Origin of the sequence: Prauserella salsuginis (assembly GCF_024648885.1) — a bacterium.
GTDB classification, from domain to species: Bacteria; Actinomycetota; Actinomycetes; order Mycobacteriales; family Pseudonocardiaceae; genus Prauserella; species Prauserella salsuginis.
On the sequence record NZ_JANBBF010000014.1, the window covers coordinates 79,922 to 95,618 of the forward strand.

General features: G+C 71.4%; 14 protein-coding genes. 8 read left to right on the plus strand and 6 right to left on the minus strand.

The window, feature by feature from the left end; all coding sequences use genetic code 11:
* Window positions 1-26 precede the first annotated feature (26 nt).
* The 3 genes from LY40_RS22915 to LY40_RS22925 all read right to left on the minus strand — a co-directional run bounded on the left by LY40_RS22915 (window position 27) and on the right by LY40_RS22925 (window position 2,172).
* Window positions 27-581 (minus strand): hypothetical protein, encoded by a 555-nt coding sequence (locus tag LY40_RS22915; protein ID WP_183783206.1) that lies wholly within the window; start codon window positions 579-581, stop codon window positions 27-29.
* 239 nt (window positions 582-820) lie between these two features.
* Complete coding sequence (locus LY40_RS22920) at window positions 821-2,026, minus strand: MFS transporter (RefSeq protein WP_258938107.1); 1,206 nt, start codon at window positions 2,024-2,026, stop codon at window positions 821-823.
* Window positions 2,026-2,172: a hypothetical protein gene (locus LY40_RS22925; RefSeq protein WP_258938108.1), complete on the minus strand. Its 147-nt coding sequence runs from the start codon at window positions 2,170-2,172 to the stop codon at window positions 2,026-2,028. The genes LY40_RS22920 and LY40_RS22925 overlap by 1 nt, the downstream gene beginning before the upstream one ends.
* Window positions 2,173-2,263: 91 nt before the next feature.
* Here LY40_RS22925 and LY40_RS22930 point away from each other — a divergent pair, with 91 nt between their 5' ends.
* The gene (locus tag LY40_RS22930) at window positions 2,264-2,842 is read left to right on the plus strand and encodes a helix-turn-helix domain-containing protein (protein ID WP_183783202.1); all 579 of its coding nucleotides are present in this window, start codon (window positions 2,264-2,266) and stop codon (window positions 2,840-2,842) included.
* 82 nt (window positions 2,843-2,924) lie between these two features.
* Here the strand turns inward: LY40_RS22930 and LY40_RS22935 are convergent, their stop codons facing one another.
* Both LY40_RS22935 and LY40_RS22940 read right to left on the minus strand, forming a co-directional pair.
* Window positions 2,925-5,936, minus strand: coding sequence for an AAA family ATPase (locus LY40_RS22935; protein WP_258938109.1), 3,012 nt, complete (start codon window positions 5,934-5,936; stop codon window positions 2,925-2,927).
* Complete coding sequence (locus LY40_RS22940) at window positions 5,933-7,096, minus strand: exonuclease SbcCD subunit D (protein ID WP_258938110.1); 1,164 nt, start codon at window positions 7,094-7,096, stop codon at window positions 5,933-5,935. The genes LY40_RS22935 and LY40_RS22940 overlap by 4 nt, the downstream gene beginning before the upstream one ends.
* Before the next feature lie 232 nt (window positions 7,097-7,328).
* On the opposite strand from LY40_RS22940, the gene LY40_RS22945 reads away from it, so the two are divergent.
* Both LY40_RS22945 and LY40_RS22950 read left to right on the plus strand, forming a co-directional pair.
* Window positions 7,329-8,246 carry a DNA recombination protein RmuC gene (locus LY40_RS22945; RefSeq protein WP_183783196.1) on the plus strand — a complete coding sequence of 306 codons (918 nt, stop codon included), beginning with the start codon at window positions 7,329-7,331 and terminating at the stop codon, window positions 8,244-8,246.
* A 220-nt stretch (window positions 8,247-8,466) separates the two neighbouring features.
* Window positions 8,467-9,531: a DUF6542 domain-containing protein gene (locus LY40_RS22950; protein WP_183783194.1), complete on the plus strand. Its 1,065-nt coding sequence runs from the start codon at window positions 8,467-8,469 to the stop codon at window positions 9,529-9,531.
* 472 nt (window positions 9,532-10,003) lie between these two features.
* Here the strand turns inward: LY40_RS22950 and LY40_RS22955 are convergent, their stop codons facing one another.
* Window positions 10,004-10,993: a 4-hydroxy-3-methylbut-2-enyl diphosphate reductase gene (locus LY40_RS22955; protein ID WP_183783192.1), complete on the minus strand. Its 990-nt coding sequence runs from the start codon at window positions 10,991-10,993 to the stop codon at window positions 10,004-10,006.
* Between the two features lie 181 nt (window positions 10,994-11,174).
* Here LY40_RS22955 and LY40_RS22960 point away from each other — a divergent pair, with 181 nt between their 5' ends.
* From LY40_RS22960 to LY40_RS22980, 5 genes are all read left to right on the plus strand, one after another.
* A complete protein-coding gene (locus LY40_RS22960; RefSeq protein ID WP_183783190.1) occupies window positions 11,175-12,023 on the plus strand; it encodes a lipid droplet-associated protein in 849 nt (282 codons plus the stop codon).
* The gene (gene xseA, locus LY40_RS22965; RefSeq protein ID WP_183783188.1) at window positions 12,020-13,282 is read left to right on the plus strand and encodes an exodeoxyribonuclease VII large subunit; all 1,263 of its coding nucleotides are present in this window, start codon (window positions 12,020-12,022) and stop codon (window positions 13,280-13,282) included. The genes LY40_RS22960 and xseA overlap by 4 nt, the downstream gene beginning before the upstream one ends.
* Before the next feature lie 75 nt (window positions 13,283-13,357).
* Window positions 13,358-13,648, plus strand: coding sequence for an exodeoxyribonuclease VII small subunit (locus LY40_RS22970; RefSeq protein WP_258938111.1), 291 nt, complete (start codon window positions 13,358-13,360; stop codon window positions 13,646-13,648).
* A gap of 117 nt (window positions 13,649-13,765) precedes the next feature.
* A complete protein-coding gene (glpX, locus tag LY40_RS22975) occupies window positions 13,766-14,818 on the plus strand; it encodes a class II fructose-bisphosphatase (protein WP_183783184.1) in 1,053 nt (350 codons plus the stop codon).
* Window positions 14,818-15,693, plus strand: a complete 876-nt coding sequence (locus tag LY40_RS22980) for a S1 family peptidase (RefSeq protein ID WP_258938112.1) — start codon at window positions 14,818-14,820, stop codon at window positions 15,691-15,693. Before glpX ends, LY40_RS22980 begins: the two co-directional genes overlap by 1 nt.
* Window positions 15,694-15,697 lie beyond the last annotated feature (4 nt).

Sequence of the window (15,697 nt, forward strand, 5' to 3'; positions counted from 1 at the left end):
TGGACAGCGCCCAGGCGGCAGGCGGGTCAGCCGCCCGTGCCGAGTTGGGGCGCGGCGGGAAGCTCGGGCTGGGCTGCGAACAGATCCAGATACATGCCACCCGCGAGCAGCAACCCGAGCACGCCGAGGACGACACCGCCCACGGCCAAGGCCGTGACCCACGGCCGCTTGTCGGAACGTCGCGCGTACGCGAGGAGCACAATGCCCCCTACGACCGCGGCCACGAGCGCGATGACCCCGTTGACCAGCGCGGTCGTGTGCCACGGAGCGCCGTAGAACGCTTCGATTTGATCGCCGCCGCCTCCGGCGCCGGCCTCGATCTGGCCGACGATCTCTTGGCGGGCACGCAGCATGTCACTCAGCGGATTGCCGATGAGCGAGCTCAACCCGAGCCCGGCACTCACCACTGCGATACCGCCGAGAATGCCATTGGCAGAACCGGAGGCACCGGCACTTGCGGCAGGAACGTCGGACACGACGACCTGTTGGGGAGAGGATTCCGGGTGCTGCGTTTCGTCCGACGCCTCGTGTTGATCGCCGTCGACGATCCCGGTCGGTTGTTCGGTGCCGTCAGAAGTCATTGCGCGAAAGCGTACGCGCCCGGGTCTGATACCCGAGTAAAGTATCGAAATCGACGCACGAGTCTTTGCGGTTTGATGAAGCACGCAGTGAGAAGCCGCGCAGTGAGATGCCGCGCGCAATGGAACCGGACCCTCGTCCCGGCGACAGACTGCGCGACGATTGCGCCCTTTCCCTGGGAGCTCAGTGCTCGGCGAGTCGGCTACTGCGCCCTGCGATGCCGAGGGGCGGTTCGAATGGGTCACGGTTGACGACCTTGCCGGACACGATCGTTGAGGATCAGCGGAACCGCGCCGATGGCGAGCGCTGCCCCGATGACACAGATGACGGTGAGAACAGCCCCGTGGCCGAGTGCGATTCCGGCGAGGGCCGGGGTGAGGCTGATGCCCAGTTGGAATGCCGACACCGTGGCGGCACCCGCGAGAGTGGGTGCGTGTACGGCAAGCGCGAAAACCCGGCCGTAGATGGCCGGATTCAACACGAACGCCGCGATGCCCAGCAGGAATGCGACCGCCGCCGCAGCCCAGCTCTGCTGAATCGCGGCCACCATCGTCAGCGAAAGGACCGCGACGGCCGCGGATCCCGAGAGCAACGCGGTGTGCGGCCTCCGGTCGGAGATGCGACCGCCCACGGACAGGCCGATGAAGGCACCGATCCCGAAGAGCGTGAGTACCGCCGGAATCCAGGCTTCCGAGAGGGCGGTGATGTCGGCGAGCATTGCGGCGAGGTAGTTGTAAGTGATCATGTAGGCCGCGGTCGTCAGGACGGTGATCGTCCACATTCCCCAGAGCATCGGGTTGCGCAGGTTGGCGAGTTCGCGCGTAACCGTTGATTCGGCGGCCGGGCCTGTTCGGGGTCGAACCTTCGGGATGACGAGAACGCATCCGACTGCGCCGGCGATGGTGAGGGCGACCACCACCCAGAAGCCGCCTCGCCATTCCGTGTAGTGGCTCAGCAGGGTGCCGGCTGGGCCGCCTGCGACCATGGCGACACTGAGGCCGCTCACCACGACCCCCGAAGCGCGGGCGTTGCGGTCCGCGGTGACGAGGCTGATGGCGGTCACGGTCGCGACGGCGAAGAAACCCGCATAGGCGACGCCGGCGACGGCTCTGGTGACGAGCAGGACCGAGTAGTTGCCGACAAGCCCCGTGGCGATGCTGGCCGCGAAGGCTCCCTGCGTGATCACCAGGGTGGTGTGCCGCGGCCAGCGCGAGCTCAGCACGGCGAAGGGCGGACCGCCGATCACCACGCCGAGCGCGAACGCGGTGATCAGATATCCGGCCGACGAGAGCGACACCTCCAGGTCGGCGGCCACCGCGGGGAGAACTCCGGCGAGGAGGAACTCCGCGCTTCCCATCGCGAACAGGCAGAACCCGAGGAGATACACACCGGCAGGCAGCCTGCCGGACCGTGACTTCCGGGACGTCTCCGTACTGGTGTCGGCCATCAGCGTTCACTCCCGAATCGGTCGGCTGTTCCGGCCAGCTCGCGGGCCGGCAACCGGGTCGACACGGCGCTGCCGATCGCCGAGTCGGCGAGCGCAGCGGTGACGCTCCGGGCGCATGGGTGGATCGAGAACGGCGTTGTGTCCATATGGGTCACCTCCGCCGACAGAGTCCGAGGTGGATACCGGAATCGACAACTTTCGTTGCCGATTCCGGGACGAGTTGACAGACTGGCGGTTGTGGACGATCAGCCCAGCGTCGGCGCCGTGCTCGAACAGATCGCTCCGCGCCTGCGCGATGCCCGCGAGAAGAAGGATCTGAGCCTGGCAGGCCTCGCCCGTGCCACGGGCATCTCGACCAGCACTCTTTCCCGACTGGAATCAGGCCAGCGCAAGCCCAGTCTCGAGCTGCTCCTTCCGATCACGGCCGCCCTGGGTGTTCCGCTCGACGAGATCGTCGCCGCACCCCGCATCGCCGACCCACGCGTGCCCCAGCAACCCACCAAGAAGGACGGCCGCGTACTGATCCCGTTGTCGCGGCAACAAGGCGAACCCCGCGCCTACAAGATGGTCATCCCGTCCCACGACGAGGATCCGCACCTGCGCACCCATGCCGGTCACGAATGGCTTTACGTCCTACGAGGGCAACTCCGCGTCAGGCTCGCCCACCAGGACTTCGTCATGGGCGCAGGCGAGGCAGCCGAATTCGACTGCCAGATCCCCCACTGGTTCGGCGCCGCAGGACGCGGAAGCGTGGAAGTCCTCAGCCTCTTCGGCAAGTCGGGCGAACGGATCCATCTCCGCACCCCGATGCGCTGAGCCGACCCGCCGAGGAGCATTCGGACCTGCCACTAAGCTCCTGCGCCGGGACTCCTGCACCGAAGCTCCTGCGCCGGGACGACTAGGCGACGCCGAGATCGCCGTCGAGCCCGCCCTCGATCCGCACGCTGGAGCCCGTGCGGGCCTTGCGTACCCGCAGCCGTGTCGGGATGCGTTGCCGGAGTTCCTCGACGTGCGACACCAGCCCGACGACACGGCCGCCGGCACGCAGATCGTCGAGCACATCCATGACCACGTCGAGGGTTTCCCCGTCCAGCGTGCCGAAGCCCTCGTCGACGAACAGCGTGTCCAGCAGCGCCCCGCCGGTTTCCGCTGCCACGACGTCGGCCAGTCCGAGCGCGAGCGACAGCGAAGCCAGGAACGATTCACCACCGGACAGCGTCTTGGCCGACCGCACCATCCCGGAGTAGTCGTCGAGCACGTCGAGGCCCAGCCCGCCGCTCTTGCCGTGGCTGCCCGGAGCGTCCGAGTGCACGAACGAGTACCGCCCGTGACTCATCGACCGCAGCCGGACCGTCGCCGCGACCGCGACCTCCTCGAGCCTGGCCGCCAACACGTACGACCGCAGTGACATCCGGCGGGCGTTCTGTCCACGGCCGTTCACCACGTCCGTGAGCGCATCCAGCTCGGCGAACTCCTCCTCCGCCGGTGCGAGCTCACGCAGCACGGCGTCCAGTTCGGCCGCAAGCGTGTCGAGGTCGCGGACACGCCGCGTGTGCTCCTGCAGGGTCGCGGCGTCCTGCTCAGCCTGCTGTCGCGCCTGTTCGGCCGCCTGCCGAGCCGATTCCACGTCGACCACGCGATCCGGCTCGACGCCGAACAGTTCCGGTTCGGCCAGCACGGCGCGGGCCGTCGCCTCCGCCTGCTCGGCGTCCGCCAGCGACTGCTCCAGCTCTGCGATCCGCTCCTCGTCGCGGGCCGCCTGCCCGGCTTCGTCGACATCGGCGAAGCCGGCGGTGCGCGCGGCCTCCGCCGCTGCCGCCGCGTGCTCGTCGACACGCTCACGGGCCTCCCTCAGCTCGGTCCTGGCATCCGCCAGTCCGTCAAGGGCACCCGCCAGCTCCATCAGGTGCGCCCGCCGCGCAGCGACGTCGGCGAACTCGCCGGCCGCCTCCTCGAGCCGCCGCTGCCGCTGGTCGACCTGCTCGGCGAGGGCGCGCCGCTGTTCCTCGGCCGCGGCCGCCTCCCGCTCGGCCGACGTCCGCTGAGCGGTCAGGTCCTCGTGTTCCGCCTCTCCCGCACGGACGAGCTGCTCGAGCCGGTCCTTGTTGCCGGCCGCATCGGTCAGCGTCGTCAGCTCCGCGCGGACCTCTCCGAGTTCGGTGCGTATCTGCTCGGCGGTGCGGTCCTCCAGCCGTTCGACGACGGCCGCGAGGGCCGTGTCGGCCTCGTGCCGCGCGGTCGCCGCCCGACTCCTGCGCTGCTCCGCGGCCTGCTCGGCCTCGGTGGCCGCCCGTTCCTCCGCCTCTCCCACGCTGTCGGTGCCCATGGCCGGCGCAGGATGGTCCGCCGAGCCGCACACGGCACAGGGCTCGCCGTCTCGCAGCTGCCCGGCGAGTTCGCCTGCCATTCCGGCGAGTCGCCGCGCCCGCAGGTCGAGCAGCTCCTCGCGCGCCGTCTGATGCGCGTCGATCGCCGACTGTTCGGCCTCGCGGGCACGCGCGGCCTCCTGTTCCAGGGTCGGCACGCGCTCGGCCTCAGCCAGCGCACGTGCCAGTTCGGCTTCGCGCGTCCGGACCGGGTCGAGGCGCACCGCCGCCTGCGCCGCGGCGTCCAGCTCGGTGCGGAGCTGCCGCGTGCGTTCCGGCAGCCCTGCGAGCTTCTCACCCAGCGCCGCAGCCTGCGCCGTGGCGTGTTCGGCGGTCTCGACCAGCTGCTGCAATCGCTTGCGGTCGCGGCCCTGTTGCTCCGCCTCCTCGACGAGCCCGGCCAGCGCGCCCGCCTCCTCACGGACCTCGCCCGCGCGTGTGCGCAACTCCGGGACGTCCGGGTCGCCGGCTTCGAGCTCCGAACCCACACGACCGTCGCCGCGCCCGCAGGCTGCCAGCGTCTCCCGGGCCAGCTGGTCACGCTCACGCGCCCGGGCCAGCCGGGTGCGCTGCCGGTCCGCCTCCGCGGCGAGACCGGTCACGGCCGATGCCCGCCGCGCAGCCGTCAGCTCGGTCTTCCACTCGGCGCGCAGGTCCGCTTCCTTCGCCAGCTCAGCCAGGCTCTCGTGGGCACCGCGCACCCGGCGGACCCGCTCGGCCTCGACCCGACGTTCGTCGAGCACGTCCGCGGCCCGCTGCCGCGCCGTGGCCGACTCGTCGGCCACGGTTCTGGCCGCGGCGACGGCCTCGGCCGCCCTGCCACGCACGTCGGCCACCCAGTCGGCGGCACCGTCCTCGGGCGGCTCCTCCGTCGCGACCTGCCCGATCCGTGCCAACCACTCCCGCACCGACTGCCTGCGCTCGGCCAGTTCCCGCCGCTTGGTCTGGCGCCGTTCGCTGAACCACTTCTCGGCCTCGAAGAACCGCTGCGTGCCGAACAGCTTCTCCAGCAGCTCCTCACGGTCCTTCGTCTCGGCCCGCAGAAACCGCGCGAACTCGCCCTGCGGGAGCAGCACGACCTGGAAGAACTGGTCGGCGGTCATGCCGAGCAGCCGCTCCACGGTGCGCGCGACCTCGTCGATGCGTGTGACACCCTCCGGCGGTTGTCCGCTCGGCGGATCGTCGAGCCAGGTCAGCGACGCCTTCGCCTGCTGCTTCGTCGTGCCGTCACCGCGCAGCTTCGGCCGTTCGTACTCGGGGTTGCGCACGATCCGGAACCGGTGCCCCTGCACCGTCAGCTCGAGCGTCAACTCGGTCGGCGTGCCGCGTTCGGCCACGTCGCAGCGGAACCGCTTGGCCTCCGCCCGTGCACCGGGCACCTTGCCGAACAGCGCGAACGCCACGGCGTCCAGCAGCGTCGTCTTACCCGCGCCCGTGTCACCGTGCAGCAGGAACAACCCGTCGGCACCGAGCGTGTCGAAGTCCACCACCTCGCGGCCCGCGTACGGCCCGAACGCCGAGACCTCCAACCGGTGCAGCCTCATCGCGGCTCACCGTCCTGCCCCGGATCGTGCTTGCCCGCGGATTCCAGCGCCGCCACGAGCAGTGCCTCCTCACGGTCGTTGGGCGGTGCGTTGCGGCAGTCCTCGACGAAACTCCGCGCGATCTCGGTGTCCGACCTGCCACGGACGGCCTCCGCGTACCGCAACGTGGCCGTCTCCGCGCCCTCCGGCTCCCATTCCAGGTGCACCGCGTACGGGAACCGTTCCCGGAGCCTGCGCATCGCGTCGACGGGCCTGACCCGGTCGGTCAGCGTCGCCGAGACGAAACTCTCGACGTGCTCCGCGTGCTCGGGCTCGGCGAGCAGGTCGTCGAGCCGTCCGCGCATCGTCGCGAGCGGGCGCGGCACCGGCAGTTCCCGACGATGCACCTCGCCGACACCGTCGCCGTCCACATCGAACAGGAAGACCGATTTCCGTTGCGCCATCTCGGAGAACGAGTACGCGAGTGGACTTCCCGAGTAGCGGATGCGCTCCTCGAGCACCTGCGGCCCGTGCAGATGCCCCAGCGCGACGTAATCGACGCCCTCGAATACCGATCCGGGAACCTGCTCCACGCCGCCGACGGCGATCGGCCGTTCCGAATCACATCCCGCGGCGCCGGTGACGAACGCGTGCGCGAGCACGATCGACCGCGTGTCCGCAGACCTGCCGTCCAGGTCATCCCGCACCCGCCGCATGGCCTCGGTCAGTACCGCCGTGTGCCCCCTGCCGTCGATACCGAGCGCGTGCCGGGCGGTCTCCGGCTCGAGGTACGGGATCCCGTACACCGCGACCGGCGCGTCACCGCCCTCGAACACCACCGGCTCCGCGATACCGGCGACCGTCGTGCGCAGATGCAGCCCGCCCGCGGACGCGAACTCGGCGAACGCTCCGAGCCGGGCGGCGGAATCGTGGTTGCCCGACGTCAGCACCAACTCCGCCCCGGCCTCGCGGATCCGCCGCATACCCGCGGTCGCGACCCGCACGGCCTCGGCGGACGGCACGGCGCGGTCGTAGATGTCGCCCGCGACGAGGACCACGTCGATGGCCTCGTCGGCCACGAGGCCGGCGAGGTGCTCGAGGGTGGCGTCCTGCTCGGTGAGCAGGTCCGCGCCGTGGAAGGTTCGTCCCACGTGCCAGTCGGAGGTATGGAGCATTCGCACGCGATCAACGCTAGGTGCCCACTCCGACAGAACCCGGCACACCCACCCGGCGTGTCACTAGAACGTGTGTTCCCAATAGGCTCCGGGGTCCGGCCACCGGGTTTCTGTCGGGGTCGTGCGCCATGATGCGACCGGGCCCGGAACGTGACCGGAAACCGGCGACCGGCCCGCACACAGACTCGTCCGGGGCCGGCTCGCCCGGACGAGGATCGACGAACGAGGAGCGTGCCCTGTGGCTTCGACGGTGTTCGCGGCGGTCGCGACGGTGGCCGCCGCGCTGCTGGCGGGCGCGGTCGTCCTGCTGTGGCGGCTGTACCAGGACGGCATGCGCCGTGCCGACGACGCCGCGAGGCAGGTCGAGGCGGAACGGGCGAAGCTCGACCAGCAGCAGGCGGCGCTGCGCCGGTACGAGGTGGCGTTCGCCTCCATCAGCGGCCGGGGCGAACTCGGCGAGCACGTGCTGGTCGAGACCGCGCGTGCACTCGGCCTGCGCGAGGGCCTGCACTACACCTTGCAGACGGACCTCGCGGGCGGCGGCGCGGCGAAGCCGGACATGGTGCTGCGGGTCGGCGGTGACCGCACGGTGCCGGTCGACGCCAAGGCGAGCCTCGCGATCTGGGCCGAAGCGGTCGAGACCGACGACCCCGACGAGCGCATCGACGCCCTGCGCGTCCACGTGCGGAACCTGCGCTCCCGTGCGACCGAACTGGCGGGAAAGGGCTACCAGCGCTGGGCCGACGCGATCTACGGCACGGTCATGTTCGTGCCGTCGGACGCCGCGGTCGTCGCCGCGCTCGACACCGACCCCGAGCTGCTGCGGTGGATGCTCGACCGGCGCGTGTTCCTGTGCGGCCCGACCGGTTTCGCCGTCATCGCCTCGGCCGCCATGTTCGCCGCGACCGAACGCACCCTGCTGGACGACGTCGAACAGGTGCGGGCCTCCGCGGCGTCGGCGCACCGGGCGGCCGCGGGTGCCGTCGACGCGGTGAACCTGTCGAGCACGCATCTGCAGCGGTTCCTGTCCGCCCGCAAACGGGAGCTGGAAGCACTCGAGAACTTCCGCGGCACGGTCGCCCCGCTGACCGAGGCCGCTGCCAGCCCTGCTCCGGTGCCCTCCATCAGGAAGAGCGACGAGGCCACTGCGAACTGACCACGGCCGCGCCGACGACGGGGACATGACGGGAGGCTGTGACCGAACCGATACTCCGACGAATCGCCCGAGCCGCGCGTCACGGGTTCATGCCGTCTTCACACGACGCCCGGCGACTGTGGGGGACGTCACCGGACAGAAGGTCGTCCGACCACCCGGTGCAACGAACGTCGAGGATCCTTAACAGTCGTGGCCGATCTACCGGCTACGGTGTTGCCCTGTGACCGCCACACGAGATCGCCGCAGCGATCCTGACGCCGCGAACGAGGACGAGCCCGTCCCGTGGGACGAACGTCTCGCGTTCGGTGCCCGGCGCGGTCTGCCCTGGTGGGGAGCTGTGCTGCTCGCCCTGGTCACGGCGATCGCGGGTGCGGTACTGAGCATGCAGGTGAGCGACGGGCTCGGCCTGCCGTTCCAGTTGATCTACGTCGCGGGCGTGCTCGCCGCTGTCGCCGGGGTGCGCCGACGCAACCTGTTCGGGCCGATGGTCCAGCCACCGCTGGTCATGGCCGCCACCGTGCCATTGGTCGTGCTGACCGACACGTCGCTGCCGGAAAGCAACGACACCCTCGCCGATGTGCTGGCGATCAGCACGCCGCTGATCAACAACTTTCCGGTGATGGCGATCGCGACGGCACTGACGGTCGGCCTCGGGGTGCTGCGCATCTACCGCGAACGCGATCCCGACCGGCCGCTCAAGGACACGTCGAAGCGCAGCCGTGCCGACGACACCGGTGATAGCGGGCCCGCCCCGAAGGAGAAGCGACCGGCGAAGAGCAAGACCCCAGGCCCGGCCGACGCCACGGCAGCTGCCGAGGCCGCGGGCGTGGCCGGCGGCCGGGGTCCTGCCGACGATGCCGGCACGTCCGGGCGCCGTCGCACACCTCGCCCGCCAGAGGACCGGCCGGATGCCCAGGACGGACGCGGCGAACCGCCACGTAGGCCCCGTCCCGCCGACGGCGGCCGCGGCCCGCGTGGACCGGAGGACGCTCCCCCGCCGCGCAGGCCCAGGTCCGCCGAACCCGACCGTGGACCGCGCACGCCACCTCCGGACCGACGGCCCGCCCGGCCGCCACGAACGCCGCCCGACGCCGCGGAACGCAAACGGCGCATCGACGAATGGCCCGACGCGATCCCCGGCCCCAAGCGTCCGCAGCGGCCACCGCGGGGCGAGCGACCGGAGCCTCCACAGCGGCCCAAGCGTCCCCGTGGGTCCGAACCACCGCGTGGCGACCGGCCCGGCCGGGACCAGCCACGTCGGCGCCCCTGGGACGCCGAGGACTGATCCACGCGGTACCCGGGTCCACACCACCCGGCCGACAACGCGACGACCGGCCGCCGCAACAACTGGCGCCATGACAACCGGTGCCGCTACGAGCGGGGTCGCACCGACCGCAGTGGACGCCGTGACGACCGCAGTGGACACACATGAGGCCGCCCCTCCCCGCACCGGGGAGGGGCGGCCTCATCGCTGTTCGAAAGCCACTATTCGGAAACCGCCATTCGGAAGCCGCTGTCCGAAAGCCACCGTTCGAGCGCTGTTGTCCGCTGCCACCGGCCAGGGCTGTTCGTTCGGTGGCGGGCCCCTTCGGTGGCGGGCCCCGTCCGGCGGCAAGGCCTCGTCCTGCGGCAAGGCCTCGTCCTGCGGCAAGGCCTCGTCCTGCGGCAAGGCCTCGCGGCCGAAGGTCCGAGTCACGGCCGCACCCGGATCGTCCGCCGCCCGGCGTGCACCGGCGCGGTGCCGAGGCCGGCGGGGATCAGCGCACGCTGCTGCGCGTCTCCTTGTCCGAACGCAGCTCGCGGGGCAGCGCGAACGAGATCTTCTCGTTGGCCGTGGTGACCTCCTGCACGTCCTCCCAGCCGCGTCCGGCGAGGTCGTCCAGCAGCTCCATCACGAGCACGTCGGGCACGGAGGCACCGCTGGTCACCCCGACGGTCGTGACGCCCTCGAGCCACGCAGGGTCGACCTCACTGGCGTAGTCGATCAGGTGCGCGTCGCTCGCACCCGCCTGCAGCGCCACTTCGACGAGCCGCTGCGAGTTCGACGAGTTGCGCGAGCCCACCACCAGCACGAGGTCGCATTCGGCCGCCATCGCCTTGACCGCCACCTGGCGGTTCGACGTGGCGTAACAGATGTCGTCGCTCGGCGGGTCGGCGATCCCGGGGAAGCGTTCGCGGAGCTGGTCCACGCGCTGCATCGTCTCGTCGACGCTCAGCGTCGTCTGGGAGAGCCACACGACCTTCTCCGGGTCGCGCACCTGTACCTGCGCCACGTCCTCGGGGGTGTCGACGAGCTGGACGTTCTCGGGCGCCTCACCGGAGGTGCCTTCGACCTCCTCGTGGCCGTGGTGGCCGATCAGCATGATGTCGTAGTCGTCCCGGGCGAACCGGTTGACCTCCTTGTGCACCTTCGTCACGAGTGGGCACGTCGCGTCGATCGTGCGCAGGTTCCGCTTCTCGGCCTCGGCGTGCACCGCAGGCGAGACCCCGTGCGCCGAGAACACGACGAGCGCACCCTCGGGGACCTCGGTGGTCTCGTCGACGAAGATCACGCCCCGTTCCCGCAGCGTGTCCACGACATGGCGGTTGTGGACGATCTCCTTGCGGACGTAGACGGGCGGGCCGTACATCTCGAGCGCCTTCTCGACCGTGATCACTGCACGGTCGACACCGGCGCAGTACCCGCGCGGCTTCGCGAGCAGCACACGCTTGCCGTTCTGGTCGCCGCTGGGGCTGGCTGCACTCATGGCTCCCAGGGTACGGATCGCAGGGAAGGGCCGTCATCGCGCGAGCGATGTGGCGGTGCCCGCACCGCCACATCGCCGCGTGCGGTGCCGCGGCTGTGCGGTGCGGGCGGTGGCCCCGCGCGTGCGGACGGGTAACGGGGTGGGGCTGGGCACGCGGAGCCGCGTGCGGCAGTCTTGGCGCATGAAGCATTTCCCGTTCCCGGTGCGGGTCGCGGCCGGCCTCGCCGCTTCGACCGCCGACACGGTTCGTGACCTGCCGAAACACCTCACCGAGCTGCCGGTGACGGTCGCGAGCCAGGTGCTGCAGACCTCGATGCGGGTGCAGCAGCACGTCACCGAGCTCGCGATCAAGGGCGATGACGCGCTCGCGGCGTTCCGCGGAGTCGACGACGAACCCAACTGGGCGACGTTCGACGAGGACGACGACCCCGCGGCCGCGCAGGCCGAGGCGCAACCCGGGTCCGGAGCACAACACGGGTCCGAGGCCCAGCGCGGGGCCGAAGCACCTGGAGCGGCGGCCACGTTCGACGACCCGTGGGACGCCGAATCGCAGGCCCTCGGCGAGGCACACGAGGACGGGGAATTCGACAGCACCGACCCGCGGATCGCGGCACCGGTAACGGACGCAGCACCCACCGGCGGGACCACGACGGCCGGCGGTGCGGACGCGGCCACCGCTGCCGGTCCCACCGCTTCCGGCGCCCCTCTCGGCAGCAGCGTGGTCACGGGTTCGACGTCGGCGCCGTCGGCAACGGCGGGTCCCGCAGGAGTGGACGACTACGACGCTCTCAGCCTGCCCGAGCTGCGTTCCCGGCTGCGCTCGTTCTCCTCCGAGGAGCTGCAGCAGCTCCTCGACTACGAGCGCGACCACGAGAACCGGCCGTCGTTCACGGGCATGCTGACCCGCCGGATCGCCAACGTCAGGGCCGAGTCGGAGGCCGCGGCCGACAGCGCGGCCGAGGGCTCCTCCGACGGCGGAGCCGGTGACGGCACGGACGACGCCGCGACCGGCGAGACCACCACGTCGTGAGCACCGACGCGCGGGGTGCCCAGGACGGTGCCCAGAACGCAGGCGCGCAGCCGTCGACGGCCGAGAACCCGTGGCCGGTCCGCACGGTCGCGCGGAAGATCGCCGACTGGATCCACCGCCTCGGTTCGGTGTGGGTCGAAGGGCAGATCACGCAGATCTCGGCCCGCCCCGGCACCCAGACGGCGTTCCTGACGCTGCGCGATCCGGCCGCCGACGTGTCCATGTCGGTGACGTGCCAACAGCGGATGCTGCGTTCGATCGATCCGCCGCTGCGCGAGGGCGCGAGTGTGGTCGTGCATGCGCGGCCGTCGTTCTGGCTGGGCCGCGGCACGCTGAGTCTGCGGGCGAGCGAGATCCGCGCGGTGGGCATCGGCGAGCTGCTTGCGCGGATCGAGCGACTCCGCAAACTCCTCGCCGCGGAAGGCCTGTTCGCGCAGGAACGGAAGCGCCCGCTGCCGTTCCTGCCGCGCGGCATCGGCCTGATCACGGGCCGTGCCTCAGCGGCGGAACACGACGTGCTGGCCAACGCGCAGAACCGCTGGCCGGCCGTGAAGTTCCACGTCGTCAACACGGCGGTGCAGGGGGCGAAGGCCGTGCCGCAGGTCGTGCAGGCCCTGTCGGACCTCGACGCCAACCCCGAGGTCGACGTCATCGTGATCGCCCGCGGCGGCGGCAGCGTCGAGGACCTGTTGCCGTTCTCGGACGAGACGCTGTGCCGGGCGGTCGCCGCGGCGGGCACGCCCGTCGTCAGCGCCATCGGCCACGAGCCGGACTCGCCGCTGCTGGACAACGTGGCGGACGTGCGCTGCTCGACGCCGACGGGCGCGGCGAAGACGATCGTGCCCGACGTCGGGGAGGAGACCGCGCGGGTGCACCAGCTGCGCGACCGCGCTCGCCGGGCGCTGCACGGCTGGGTCGACGGCCAGCGCAGGCAGCTCGACCAGCTGCGCAGCCGTCCCTGTCTGGCCGATCCGCTCGGTCCGGTCGAGCGCAGGGAGGCCGACGCCGCCATGCACGTCGAACGCGCCCGCCGGGCGGTGATGACCACGCTGACACACGAGCAGAGCGCCCTGACCGCCGCGCGGGCCCGGCTGACCGCGCTCGGCCCGTCGGCGACGCTCGAACGCGGGTACGCCGTGGTGCAGTACGTCGACCCCGACGGGCAGCTGAAGGTGCTGCGGTCGGTCGACGAGGTCACCGAGGGCACCGAACTGCGGGTGCGGGTCACCGACGGCGCGATCTCGGCGACCACGCGATAGTGTGCGCCCGGACCCGGCCCCACGCGGGCACGGTGTCCAGCAGGCACGCATCCGAGACGTGAGGCGAACCGCGACGTGAGCGAATCCGGTGGCGACACCCCCGACAGCGCCCCCGACGACCTGTCCGGCCTGGACTACGAAGAGGCCCGTGACCAGTTGGTCGAGGTGGTGCGTGAGCTCGAGGCGGGCGGGTTGTCCCTCGAACAGTCGCTGGCGTTGTGGGAACGCGGCGAGAAGCTGGCGCGCCTGTGCGAAACCCATCTCGCCGGCGCCCGCGAGCGGATCGAAGCCGCGCTGGCTACGGTTGAGGACGATTCCGACGCGGGCGACGCCGCGGGTGGCTCGGGCGGTGGCTCACCGGAGTGACACCCACCGTGACGTCCGCGACAACTCCATGAACGCAGGCTCGCGCAGACTGTAAGCAGTGTCCGCGCCGATCTTCGTCGAGCGCGTAATCACGCGACACCCACCTCGGGAGGCAGCATGACCAACAGCACGCCGAGACGGGGCGAGACGCCCGATCGCAACCTCGCCATGGAGCTCGTCCGGGTCACCGAGGCTGCGGCGATGGCGGCGGGCCGCTGGGTCGGCAAGGGCGACAAGAACGGTGGGGACGGCGCGGCGGTCGACGCCATGCGCCAGCTCATCGGCACCGTGTCGATGTCCGGCGTGGTCGTGATCGGTGAGGGCGAGAAGGACGAGGCGCCCATGCTGTTCAACGGCGAGGAGGTCGGCAACGGCGACGGCCCGCAGTGTGACGTCGCGGTGGATCCGATCGACGGCACGACGCTGATGAGCAAGGGCATGCCGAACGCGCTGGCCGTGCTCGCGGTGGCCGAGCGGGGAGCGATGTTCGACCCGTCGGCGGTGTTCTACATGGAGAAGATGGCCGTCGGCCCGGAGGCCGCGGGGGTCGTCGACCTCTCCGCGCCGATCGCGGAGAACATCCGGCGCGTGGCGAAGGCCAAGCAGAGCAGCGTTTCGGACGTCACGGTGTGCATCCTCGACCGGCCCCGGCACGAGTCGATCGTCAAGGAGGTCCGCGAGGCGGGCGCCCGCATCCGCTTCATCAGTGACGGTGACGTCGCGGGCGCGATCGCGGCGGCACGGTCGACCACGGGTGTCGACATGTTGCTCGGCATCGGCGGTACCCCGGAGGGCATCATCGCCGCCGCCGCGCTCAAGTGCCTCGGCGGCGAGCTGCAGGGCAGGCTGTGGCCGCAGGACGAGACCGAGCGGCAGCAGGCCGTCGATGCGGGCCACGACCTGGACCGGGTGCTGACCACCGACGACCTGGTGCGCGGCGACAACGTGTTCTTCTGCGCGACCGGCATCACCGACGGCGACCTGCTGCGCGGCGTGCACTACCGCGCGGGCGGCGCGACGACCGAGTCGATCGTGATGCGGTCGAAGTCCGGCACCGTGCGGCTGATCGACGGCTACCACCGGTTGAACAAGCTGCGTACGTTCTCGACGGTCGACTTCGACGGCGCCCCGGACGCCGACGGTGACACCACCGTCCCGCCGCTCCCCTGATGCGGGGCCGGCTCTCCCGCTGCGCGGCCGCCGCCGCGGCGGCCGCTGCCTGCCTGGCCGGTGTCGTGGCGCCCACGGCGTCGGCCGCGGTTGCCGAAGCCGCACCGGACCGGCAGGCGGCGCCGGCACCGGCGTCCGTGCAGCCCGACCTGGTGGGTGGTGCGCCCGCCGACCGGACGTATCCGTTCATGGCGTCACTGCAGGAGCAGGGCGAGCACGGCTGCGGTGCGGCGCTGGTGCGGCCCACGTGGCTGGTCACCGCCGCACACTGCGTCCAGGGACCGACCGGTCAGGGCGGCGCGGATCAGGATTCGGGGCCGTTGACGGCGCGTATCGGCAGTAATGACCGGACCGCGGGCGGCGAGCTCGCCGAAGCCGCGGAGGTCGTCGTCCACCCGTCGTTCGAGTACCCGGGGTCGACGGGCGACATCGCACTGATCCGGCTGAGCGAGCCCGTGTCGGCCCAGCCCATCGACATCGCCGCGCCCGACGGCGACACGCCTCCCGGCGAGGCCACGTCGACCGATCCGGGCACGCCGACCAGGCTGCTCGGCTGGGGCCAGACCTGCCCCGAGAACGGGTGCGGCGACGCTCCGGTGAAGCTGCAGCAGGTCGACACGCAGATCGTCGACGGCGAGCGGTGTGCCGCCGGATTCGACCCGGCGTCCGAGGTGTGCACGGGCAACCCGGACGGCGCAGGTGCCTGTTACGGCGACTCGGGCGGGCCACAGGTGGTGCGTTCGGGCGAGCGGTGGCGGCTGGTGGGCGTGTCGAGCCGCGCGGGTAACAACGATCCGGTCTGCGGCAGCGGCCCGTCGATCTACACGTCGGCTCCGGCGTACACGGGGTGGATCGAGGAGACGACCGCAGGCTGAGCGG

Excerpts from the sequence above, each read along its gene's own strand:
- LY40_RS22915 (WP_183783206.1), bottom strand. The coding sequence starts at position 581 with ATGACTTCTGACGGCACCGAACAACCGACCGGGATCGTCGACGGCGAT.
- LY40_RS22920 (WP_258938107.1), bottom strand. The coding sequence starts at position 2,026 with ATGGCCGACACCAGTACGGAGACGTCCCGGAAGTCACGGTCCGGCAGG.
- LY40_RS22925 (WP_258938108.1), bottom strand. The coding sequence starts at position 2,172 with ATGGACACAACGCCGTTCTCGATCCACCCATGCGCCCGGAGCGTCACC.
- LY40_RS22935 (WP_258938109.1), bottom strand. The coding sequence starts at position 5,936 with ATGAGGCTGCACCGGTTGGAGGTCTCGGCGTTCGGGCCGTACGCGGGC.
- LY40_RS22955 (WP_183783192.1), bottom strand. The coding sequence starts at position 10,993 with ATGAGTGCAGCCAGCCCCAGCGGCGACCAGAACGGCAAGCGTGTGCTG.
- LY40_RS22960 (WP_183783190.1), top strand. The coding sequence starts at position 11,175 with ATGAAGCATTTCCCGTTCCCGGTGCGGGTCGCGGCCGGCCTCGCCGCT.
- glpX (WP_183783184.1), top strand. The coding sequence starts at position 13,766 with ATGACCAACAGCACGCCGAGACGGGGCGAGACGCCCGATCGCAACCTC.
- LY40_RS22980 (WP_258938112.1), top strand. The coding sequence starts at position 14,818 with ATGCGGGGCCGGCTCTCCCGCTGCGCGGCCGCCGCCGCGGCGGCCGCT.